Origin of the sequence: Pseudomonas sp. PA-1-3F, assembly GCF_021609665.1 — a bacterium.
GTDB lineage: Bacteria > Pseudomonadota > Gammaproteobacteria > Pseudomonadales > Pseudomonadaceae > Aquipseudomonas > Aquipseudomonas paracarnis.
On record NZ_WJZD01000063.1, the window covers coordinates 1 to 11103 of the forward strand.

The window sequence follows — 11103 nt, forward strand, 5'->3', positions numbered from 1 at the left end:
CCCGGGGTGTTTGTAGTCAGGGCCGAGGGCGCGGGCGCTGAGAAACACCCCACATACCACCCCGCCAAATACCTTCATGCCTTTGCCGACAGCTTTATTGGGGGGGGGGGGCTTGCTCCCGGTGGAGGGCGAAGCACTCCCAGGCTTTTTGGGGGCCGCTTCGCAGCCCAGCGGGAGCAAGCTCCCTCGCCACAGCAGGCCCGCAGCTACGAGGGATTGGGTTGAGTCGGTCATAGCGCAGTGTCCAGGGCAGCATCGGTACGCACGCCGCGCCAGGCGTTGAAGCGATGGCGCGCGCGGTCCAGGTAAAGGTAAACCACCGGGGTGGTGTAAAGGGTCAGAACCTGGCTGAACACCAGGCCGCCAATAATGGTCAGGCCCAACGGGTGGCGCATCTCCGCACCATCACCACTGCCGAGCAGCAACGGCAAGGCACCGAGGATCGCGGCCAGGGTGGTCATCAGGATCGGCCGCAGGCGCAACAGGCAGGCGCTGCGGATCGACTCCAGCGGGCTCATGCCATCGTTGCGCTCCAATTGCAGCGCCAGGTCGATCATCAGGATCGCGTTCTTCTTCACCACGCCGATCAACAGGAACAAACCCAGCAGCGAGATCAGGCTGAACTCGCCCCCCAGCAGGTAGATCGCCAACAACGCGCCGACACCGGCCGACGGCAGCGTAGACAGGATGGTCAGCGGGTGGATGTAGCTTTCATACAAGATACCCAGCACCAGGTACACCGCCACCAGCGCGCCGAGAATCATGAACGGCTGGCCTTTCTGGGTCGCGGCGAACGCATCGGCAGTGCCGGCCATCTTGGCGATTACATCCTCGGGCAACCCGACTTTGGCAATCGCACGCTCGATAGCCGCCGTGCCCTGCTCCACCGTGACCCCGGGCGCCATGTCGAAGGCGATATTCTCCGAAGCGAACTGGCCTTCATGGCTGACGCGGTCGTCGGCCAGGCTGTTCTCATAGTGGGCAATGGTCGACAACGGCACCCGTGCGCCGTCGGCCGTGATCACCTGCACCTGGTTGAGGGTGATCGGGTCCTGGGCGTATTTGGGGTTGACCTCCATCACCACCTGGTACTGGTTGAGGCTGTCGTAAATGGTGGAAATCTGCCGTTGGCTGTAGGCGTTGTTGAGCACCGCCGTGACCATGTCCATGTCGATGCCCAGGCGCTTGGCCTGGTCGCGGTCGACAATCAACGTCACCTGGGCCGCGCCGCGTCCTTCGCGGGCGTCGATGGCGGTCAGCTCCGGCAACTCACGCATCGCCGCCACCACTTTCGGGTACCACAGGCGCAACGCGGCCAGGTCGCCGCTTTGCAGGATGTAGGAATATTGCGCGCTGGTCTGGTCGCGCCCGCCCCCGAACTGCAGGTCCTGGTCGGCCATCAGGAACAAGCGCCCGCCCGGCACCAGCGGCACCTCCTTGCGCAGGCGCTCGATCACCGCCTGGGCGGAGATCTTGCGTTCGCCAAGCGGCTTGAGGCGCACCAGCATCACTGCGTTGTTAGTGCCTTGGTTGCCACCGATAAAGCCGGCCACACTGAGCACCGCCGGGTCCTTGAGCACCGCCTGGCGAAAAATCTCCATCTTCGGCTGCATGACGCTGAACGACAGGCCATCGTCACCGCGTACAAAGCCGATCAACTGGCCGGTGTCCTGCTGGGGCATGAAGGTTTTGGGCACCACCACGTACAGCGCAATATTCACGCCCACGGTGACCAACAGGCTGAGCAAGGTCAGGCGCCGATGGCGCAGCACCCAATCCAGGCTGGTGGCGTAGCCGGCGACCATGCGCTCGTTGACCTTCTGGCTCCAGCGTTGCAAACCGGTCTGCCGGTCCTTCGCATGCGGCTTGAGCCAGCGGGCGCACAGCATGGGCGTCAAGGTCAGCGAGACAATCAGCGAAACGATGATCGCCGCCGACAAGGTGATCGAAAACTCACGGAACAGGTTAGTGACGATCCCGCCCATGAACAGGATGGACAGGAACACCGCCACCAGCGACACGTTCATCGAGAGCAAGGTAAAACCGACTTCCTGAGCGCCCAGGTACGCGGCTTTCATCGGCGGCACGCCCTCGTCGATGTGCCGGGAAATGTTCTCCAGCACCACGATGGCATCGTCCACGACCAAACCGGTGGCGAGGATCAGCGCCATCAGCGAAAAGTTATTCAGCGAAAAGCCATACAGGTACATCACCGCAAAGGTGCCCACCAGCGACACCGGCACCGCCAGGGTCGGGATCAGCGAAGCACGGAAGTTACCCAAGAACAGGTACACCACCAGAATCACCAGCCCCACGGCAATCAGCAGGGTCATTTCCGCCTCATGCAGGGTGGCAGTGATCACTGGCGAGCGGTCCATGGCCAGGCTGAGCTTGACGCTGGACGGCAACACCGCCTGCAACGCCGGCAACTGCGCCTTGATCTGCCGCACGGTTTCGATGATGTTGGCACCGGACTGGCGGTTGATCACCAGCAACACCGCCGAATCATTGTTGAAGAAGCCGCTGTTGTAGCGGTCTTCCACCCCATCGGTGATCTTCGCCACGTCCTTGAGACGCAGGGCCGCACCATCCTGATAGCGAATCAGCAGGGGCTCATAGTCCTTGGCTTTCTCCAGCTGATCGTTGGCCTGGATCTGCCAATTGCGCTCGCTGTCTTCCAGCGAGCCTTTGGGCCGGCGCTGGTTGGCATTGGCGATGGTGTTGCGCACATCGTCCAGGGCGACGCCGTACTGATCGAGCGCCTTGGGTTCCAGTTCGATGCGCACCGCCGGCAGCGAACTGCCGCCGATCTGCACTTCGCCCACACCCGGCACCTGGGACAGGCTCTGGGACAGAATGGTCGAGGCCAGGTCGTACAACTGGCCTTTCTGCAACACGTCGGAGGTCAGCGACAGCACCATGATCGGCGCCTGGGACGGGTTGATCTTCTTGTAGGTGGGCATGCTGCGCATGCCACTGGGCAGCAGGTTGCGCGACGCGTTGATGGCCGCCTGCACTTCCCGCGCCGCCCCGTTGATATCGCGGTCGGAATCGAACGCCAGAATCACCCGGGTAGAGCCCTGGCTCGACGAGCTGCTCATGGTGGTGATACCGGCAATCGCGCCGAATGAACGCTCCAGCGGCGTGGCCACCGTAGACGCCATCACCTCGGGGCTGGCGCCGGGCAAGCTGGCCGACACCACGATCACCGGAAAGTCGATCTGCGGCAATGGCGACACCGGCAACAAATTGAAGCTGACGCCACCGAGCAACATGATCGCCAGGCTCAGCAGCATGGTCGCGACCGGCCGGCGGATGAAAGGTCCGGACAGGTTCATGGCTCAACCGGCTCCAGGCGTTGTGGCTCTTTGCGCCAGCGCCGGCCAAGACGATCGAAGTACAGGTAGATCACCGGCGTGGTGAACAGCGTCAACACCTGGCTCACCAGCAACCCGCCGACCATCACCAGGCCCAGGGGCTGGCGCAGTTCGGCGCCGGAGCCGCTCGCTAGCATCAAAGGCACCGCGCCGAACAAGGCAGCCAGGGTGGTCATCAGGATTGGCCGGAAGCGCAACAGCGCGGCCTGGTAGATCGCGGTCTGCGGGTCCAGGCCCTGGTTGCGTTCGGCGTCGAGAGCGAAGTCGATCATCATGATCGCGTTCTTTTTCACGATACCGATCAGCAGGATGATGCCAATGATCGCGATCATGCCCAGGTCATTGCCACTGAGCAGCAACGCCAGCAAGGCCCCCACCGCCGCCGACGGCAAGGTCGATAGGATAGTGATCGGGTGGATGTAGCTCTCATAGAGCACACCGAGCACGATGTACATGGTGACCACCGCCGCCAGGATCAACAGCAAGGTGCTCGACAACGAGGCTTCGAACGCCTGGGCCGCGCCCTGGAACTGGGTTTGCACGCCCACCGGCATGCCGATGTCCTTCTGGGTCTGGTTGATCAGTTCCACGCCTTTGCCCAGCGCTACGCCGGGCGCCAGGTTGAACGACATCATCACCGCTGGGAACTGGCCGATATGGGCAATTGCCAATTGCGCCTGGCGCTGTTCCACATGGGCCAGGCTCGACAGCCGTACCTGACCACCGTCAGTGGTTTTCACATGGATCTGGTTGAGGGCCGCCGGGCCGAGGGTTTCGCCGGACTGGGCCTGCAACACCACTCGATACTGGCTGGCCTGGGTGTAGATGGTGGAGATCTGGCGCTGGCCGAAGGCGTCATACAGCGCATCGGTGATGGTCGAGACACTTACGCCCAGGCGCGAGGCCGCGTCGCGGTCGATCACCAGGTACACCTGCAAGCCTTTGTCCTGCAGGTCACTGGCCACGTCGGTGAGTTCCGGCAACTGGCTGAGGGCGTGTACCAGCTTGCCGCTCCATAACGCCAACAACTCGGCGTCCGGGGAGGACATGCTGAACTGGTACTGGGTACGGCTGACCCTGTCCTCGATGGTGAGGTCCTGCACCGGTTGCATGAACAGGCGGATGCCCACCAGCTTGTCGATCTGCGGTTGCAGGCGGGTGATGACCTCGGCTGCGCTCAAGTCGCGCTGGCCGTGAGCCTTGAGGTTGATGAGCAAGCGGCCGCTGTTGAGGGTGGCGTTATCGCCATCCACGCCAATGTAGGACGACAGGCTCTCGACCGCAGGGTCGGCGAGAATGATCTTCGCCAGTTCCTGCTGGCGCTGGCTCATGGCCGCAAAGGAAATCGACTGCGGCGCCTCGGAAATACCCTGGATCACCCCTGTGTCCTGCACCGGGAAAAAACCCTTGGGCACCACCAGGTACAGCACCACCGTAAGCCCCAGGGTGGCGATCGCCACCAGCAACGTCAGCGGCTGGTGCTTGAGCACCCACTGCAACTTGCGGCCGTAGGCTTCGATCAGCCAATCAATCCAGGCGCCGCTGGCTTTGTAGAAGCGGCCCTGCTCTTCTTCCTTGGGTTCGCGCTTGAGCAGGCGCGCGCACATCATGGGCGTGAGGGTCAGGGACACTACCAGGGAAATCAGGATCGCCACTGCCAGGGTGATGGCGAACTCACGGAACAGCCGCCCGACCACGTCGGCCATGAACAGCAACGGGATCAATACCGCGATCAACGACAGCGTCAGGGACACCAGGGTGAAACCGATCTGCTTGGCGCCCTTGAGCGCGGCCGCCATCGGCGTCTCGCCTTCCTCGATATAGCGCGAAATGTTCTCCAGCATCACGATGGCGTCGTCCACCACAAACCCGGTGGCGATGGTCAGGGCCATCAGCGTCAGGTTATTGATGGAGAATCCGGCCAGGTACATCACACCAAAGGTGCCCACCAGGGACAGCGGCACGGCGATGGACGGGATGATCGTGGCGCTGACCCGGCGCAGGAACAGGAACGTCACCATGACCACCAGGGCAATGGCGATCAGAAGCTCGTGCTGTACGTCTTTGACCGAGGCGCGGATGGTCTGGGTGCGGTCGGTGAGCACCGTCACGTCCAGGCCGGCCGGCAGGTTGTCGGTGATGCTCGGCAGCAGGGCCTTGATACGGTCTACCACCTCGATCACGTTGGCGCCCGGCTGGCGCTGAATATTGAGCAACACGGCCTGGTTCTCGTTGGCCCAGGCGGCGAGGCGCTCGTTTTCAGCGCCGTCGACGATCTGCGCGACATCCTTGAGCCGCAACGGAGCGCCATTGTTGTAGGCCAGGATCAGTTCGGCGTATTGCTCGGGCGAGACCAGTTGGTCGTTGGCGTCGAGCATCGAAACGCGGGTGGGGCCGTCAAAGTTACCTTTGGGCTGGTTGACGTTGGAGGCGGCGATCAGGGCGCGTACGTCCGAGAGGTTCAAGCCGTTGGCCGCCAGGGCCTCGGGGTTGACCTTGATACGCACGGCCTGGCGCTGTCCACCGGCGATGCTGACCATGCCGACACCGCTGATCTGCGCGATTTTCTGCGCCATGCGGGTGTCGACCAAATCATTGAGCTTGGGCAGCAACATGGTCTTGGAGGTGATTGCCAGGGTCAGCACCGGGGTATCCGCCGGGTTGACCTTGTTGTACACCGGCGGCGCCGGCAGATCCTTGGGCAACAGGTTGGTGGCGGCGTTGATCGCGGCCTGCACCTGTTGCTCGGCAACGTCCATATTGATATCGAGGTTGAAACGCAGGGTCAGCACCGAGGCGCCGCCGGAGCTGGTAGAGGCCATCTGGGTCAGCCCGGGCATCTGCCCGAACTGGCGCTCCAGCGGTGCGGTGACCGCGCTGGTCATCACATCGGGGCTGGCGCCGGGGTACAGGGTCATCACCCGGATAGTCGGGTAATCCACCTGGGGCAACGCCGACACCGGCAGCAGGCGGTACGAAATGATGCCGGCCAGGACAATGGCCAGCATGCTCAGCGTGGTGGCGACCGGGCGAAGGATGAACAGGCGCGACAGGTTCATGAACCGACCTTTTGCGCCTTGCCGGCGTCAGCCCCGGTCTCCCCTTTCGCTGCGGGCTTGCCTTGCAGGTGCTCGGTCGGCGTGGTCGGCACCTCGCTGCTGGCGTTGACTACTTCGATCTCGCTGCCGTCCTTGAGGCGGTCGGTGCCTTCCAGCACCACGCGGTCGCCAGCGACCAGGCCTTCCTTGATCACGGTGTTTTCGCCATCGGTGTCACCTACCACCAAGGGCTGGACCTTGACCTTCTTGTCGCCGTCGAGCTTGTAGACAAAGGTGCCATTGTTGCCGAACTGGATCGCCGCAGATGGTGCCAGCACCACGTTCTTCAAGGTATCAGCCAGCAGGTGCACATTGACGAACTGGTTGGGGAACAGCGCCTGGTCCTTGTTATCGAAACGCGCCTTGAATTTCAGGGTGCCGGTGGTGACGTCAATCTGGTTGTCCAGGCTTTGCAGTACACCGACCGCCTGCTTTTTCACGTCGCCACGGTCCCAGGCTTCCACGGGCAACTTGTTACCGGCGTGGTAACGAGCCAGCACGGTTTCCAGGGTATTTTCCGGCAGGGTGAAGGCTACGCTGATTGGCTGGGTCTGGGTGATTACCGCCAGGGCGGTGGTGTCGTTGGCGGCGACGAGGTTGCCGACGTCAAGCTGGCGCAAACCGACCCGGCCGCTGATGGGCGCGCGGATTTTGGTGAATTCCAGGTTGAGCTTTGCGTCGTCCACCGCGCCCTGGTTGGTCTTGACCGTGCCCTGGTACTGCAACACCAGCGCTTCGGCGGTGTCCAGGGTTTGCTTGGCGATACTGTCCTGGGCATACAGGTCGCGATAACGCTGTACATCGACCTGGGCGTTCTTCAACTGGGCCTGGTTCTGCAGCAAGGTGCCCTGGGCCTGGAGCAAGGCGTTCTGGTAGCTGCGCGGGTCGATTTCTGCCAGCAGGTCACCGGCCTTGACCATTTGCCCTTCCTCGAAGGCGATCTTGACCAGCTCGCCGCCCACCCGGCTGCGCACATTAATGGTGTTCAGCGCCGTGACCGTACCCAGCGCCTTGTAGTACACCGGGAACTCACCCAGCACTGCAGGGGCCACGCGCACCGGCACTGGGCCAGTGGACCCGCCGAAGCCCGGGCGCGCCATGCCGGTTTTACCCGTGTGCCCGGCCGGAGCGTCTTTATGGGCCGCGCCGCTGGGCCAGAATTTCCAGCACAGGCCGGCGATAACCAGCAGCACGAGCAGGCCAAACAGCCAGCGGCGGGAGTTGCGGGGGGAGGATTGCATGGAGTGATCAACCATTGGGCGCGAGAGCTTCTACTTTGGGAGGCTGAAAGATAAGCACTGGGGGGCCTTAAGAAAAGCACCTTTACCGGCTATTTACTTTGGGCTTACGACGTTTAACTTCTGATCTTAGTCCACCGGCTATTTCGCTAAACCGCTGACGCTCAAATAAAAACGGCCTGGACTAGGCCAGGCCGCAATCATGCATCATACGTGTTACTGCCAAACGACAGTCATACGTAGAAACAGTTACTTCAACACAGCCAGGGCGGCGTCGTAGTTCGGCTCTTCAGCGATTTCCTTGACCAACTCGCTGTGCAGCACGTTATCGTTTTCATCCAGCACCACGACAGCGCGAGCGGTCAGGCCTTTGAGCGGGCCGTCGGCAATGGCCACACCGTAATCAACGGCGAAGTCCGAATCACGAAAATCCGACAGGTTCTTCACGTTTTCCAGGCCTTCGGAGCCGCAGAAGCGCGCCTGGGCGAATGGCAGGTCAGTGGAGATGCACAGCACCACGGTGTTTTCCACATCGTTGGCCTGGGCATTGAACTTGCGCACGGAAGTGGCGCAGGTTGGGGTATCAACGCTTGGGAAGATGTTCAGCACTTTGCGCTTGCCGGCAAAGGTAGCCAGGGTGGCGTTGGACAGGTCGCCGGCGGTCAGGGTGAAGTCTGCAGCTTTGGCGCCGACTTTCGGCAGTTCGCCTTCAACCTGGACCGGGTTGCCTTTAAGGGTGACTTGAGCCATGAACGGAATCCTTATGCTGGTTTTTGGTTAAACAAATTCGAGAGGCGGAAGTTAACCACAAAGTGCCGACGCTACCTACCGCCAGACACAAATTGTCATGTCGTCAGGTTGTGGTTTAATTGCGCGCTTTTCGCCCGTCCTCCAAGGAAACCTTTGCCGATGAATCAGCCTGTCACCAAAGTCCTGGTCATTGGTTACGTCTGGCCGGAGCCCCGCTCCTCGGCCGCGGGCGGGCATATGATGCAAATCCTTGAGAGCTTTCTTACGCAAGGTTGGGACATTACCTTCAGCAGCCCGGCCACCATTGGCGAGCACAAGGCCGACTTGCCGGCACTCGGGATCGCCGAACGCACCATCGAACTGAATAACAGCAGTTTCGACGACTTTATTCGCGAACTGGCCCCGGATATCGTGCTGTTCGACCGTTTCATGATGGAAGAGCAATTCGGCTGGCGCGTAGAACAATGCTGCCCCGACGCCCTGCGCGTGCTGGAAACCTCCGACCTGCAAAGCCTGCGCGACGCCCGTCACCAGCGGCTCAAAGAGCAGGTGAAAGCCCAACCCGACAGCGACGACTTCAGCGCCCTGTTCGCGCCGGCGCTGGAAGACGAGTTCCAACGCATGGCCGACACCGACCTGGCCAAACGCGAAATCGCCGCCATTTACCGCTGTGACATCAGCTTGATAATCTCCGACGTGGAAATCCGCCTGCTCACCGAACAGTTCAAGGTGCCTGCCGCCCTGCTCCACTGGTGCCCCTTGATGCTGCAACCGCCCACCGACGCATTTGCGCCCTTTGAAGACCGTGCGCATTTCCTCAGCATCGGTAACTTCCGCCACGCGCCCAATTGGGATGCGGTGCTGTGGATGAAGCACCGCCTGTGGCCACTGATCCGCCAACAACTGCCAGGCGCCCAATTGCATATCTACGGCGCCTACACCCCGCCCAAGGCCACCGCCCTGCACAATCAGGCCCAGGGTTTCCATGTAATGAACTGGGCCGAAGATGCGCTGCAAGTCATGACCGCCGCGCGCATCTGCCTGGCACCGTTGCGCTTTGGCGCGGGCATCAAGGGCAAGTTGGTCGACGCCATGCTGTGCGGCACGCCCAGTGTCACGACCCCAATCGGCGCCGAGGCCATGGGCGATGACCAGCCCTGGCCAGGCGTGATTGCACAGGATGCCCCGGCCCTGGCTGCCGCTGCCGTGGCCCTTTATCAGGACCGTGAGCGCTGGACCCGCGCCCAGGAACACGGGCGCCAACTGCTGGCCCGGCGCTATGACCAGAACATCCACGGGGCCGCCTTGGTGGAATGCCTGGAACGCTGTCGCCGCAACCTCGCTGCCCATCGCAGGGACAACTTCACCGGCAGCATGCTGCGCCACCACGCGCATAAAAGTACCCAATATATGTCCCAGTGGATCGAGGCGAAAAACCGCACCCTGTAAACACTGCTGCTGGCGAGGACGTGCGTGACGGGGCATTATCCTACGCAGCGATCACAATAAAGCGACGGCAGCATGACCCGAGCAACGCGCATTACTGACCCTTCCTACGAGTTGATGGACGACCACAACGGCCTGTCCATCATCTATCGCCAACACGGCTTCCCCTGCCCGCTGGTGCGCTGGCACTTCCACAAGGAATATGAGCTGCACCTGATCGTCGCCAGCTCCGGCAAGGTGTTTATCGGTGACTACATCGGCAACTTCTACCCCGAAAGCCTGTTCCTCACCGGCCCCAACCTGCCCCATAACTGGATCAGCCAGGTGGAAGAAGACGAAGTGGTGCCCAAGCGTGACATGCTGGTGAACTTCACCGATGACCTGTTCGAGAGCGGCAGCCATATTTTTGCTGAACTCAAGAACCTCGCACCGCTGCTGGAGCGCGCGCAGTACGGCATCGAATTTCGCTGCAAAAAAACCATCACCCAGGCCATGACCTTGATGCAACACATCGAGGACGCCAAGGGCATGGCGCGCCTGGGGCAGTTTTTTATCTTGCTGGACGTGTTGAGCGTGTGCGAGGACTACCAATTGCTGTCCGGCGTAACCACGCCGCAATTGGCCGACGAGCACAGCATAGACCGCACCAACCGGGCAGTGGATTACATCTTTGCACATTACGCCCGCGAGCTGCCGCTGGAAGAAGTGGCGCAATACCTGGGGATGAAGCCGACCTACTTCTCGCGGGTGTTCAAGCAGGCGACCGGTCGCACCTTTATCGAATTCGTCAACCGGCTGCGCATCAGCAAGTCCTGCGAATTACTCGCGGACGGTGACAAGGCCGTCACGGATGTGTGCTTTGAGTCAGGCTTCAACAATATCTCCAACTTCAACCGACGCTTTCAGCAACTCAAGGGCATGACCCCTTCCCACTATCGACGGTTGGCGATGCAGCGGTTGACGGAGCAGAACCTGATGCCTGTAGACACCTCGCACTTCAGTTGAAAAACCGCAAGCTGGCCATCTGGCGAACGCTCTCACGCCTCTCCCGATCACATCCCGTAATAGCTGGGGCGGAACGCCTCCCTGTGTATGACCAAAAAGCTACAAGTCAGTTGCTGACCACGCGCTTTCTTATCGTACCCATGAGGCCCCCATGAGCATTATTGCAACGCACTCGCCCTTACCCACCCC

At 61.5% G+C, this 11103-nt stretch carries 6 protein-coding genes; 2 read left to right on the forward strand and 4 right to left on the reverse strand.

Annotation, left to right across the window (positions count from 1 at the left end):
• Positions 1-230: 230 nt before the first annotated feature.
• The 4 genes from GIV26_RS26800 to tpx all read right to left on the reverse strand — a co-directional run bounded on the left by GIV26_RS26800 (position 231) and on the right by tpx (position 8463).
• Positions 231-3338, reverse strand: a complete 3108-nt coding sequence (locus tag GIV26_RS26800) for an efflux RND transporter permease subunit (protein WP_236282890.1) — start codon at positions 3336-3338, stop codon at positions 231-233.
• Positions 3335-6436 carry an MdtB/MuxB family multidrug efflux RND transporter permease subunit gene (locus GIV26_RS26805; protein ID WP_014718694.1) on the reverse strand — a complete coding sequence of 1034 codons (3102 nt, stop codon included), beginning with the start codon at positions 6434-6436 and terminating at the stop codon, positions 3335-3337. The genes GIV26_RS26800 and GIV26_RS26805 overlap by 4 nt, the downstream gene beginning before the upstream one ends.
• Entirely contained in the window at positions 6433-7731 is a 1299-nt protein-coding gene (locus GIV26_RS26810; protein ID WP_054921437.1) for an MdtA/MuxA family multidrug efflux RND transporter periplasmic adaptor subunit, read from the reverse strand. The genes GIV26_RS26805 and GIV26_RS26810 overlap by 4 nt, the downstream gene beginning before the upstream one ends.
• 231 nt (positions 7732-7962) lie before the next feature.
• Positions 7963-8463 (reverse strand): thiol peroxidase, encoded by a 501-nt coding sequence (tpx, locus tag GIV26_RS26815; RefSeq protein WP_043051500.1) that lies wholly within the window; start codon positions 8461-8463, stop codon positions 7963-7965.
• Between the two features lie 159 nt (positions 8464-8622).
• On the opposite strand from tpx, the gene GIV26_RS26820 reads away from it, so the two are divergent.
• A complete protein-coding gene (locus GIV26_RS26820) occupies positions 8623-9912 on the forward strand; it encodes a glycosyltransferase (protein ID WP_236282892.1) in 1290 nt (429 codons plus the stop codon).
• Positions 9913-9984: 72 nt separating this feature from the next.
• Entirely contained in the window at positions 9985-10914 is a 930-nt protein-coding gene (locus GIV26_RS26825; protein ID WP_034127646.1) for an AraC family transcriptional regulator, read from the forward strand.
• Positions 10915-11103 lie beyond the last annotated feature (189 nt).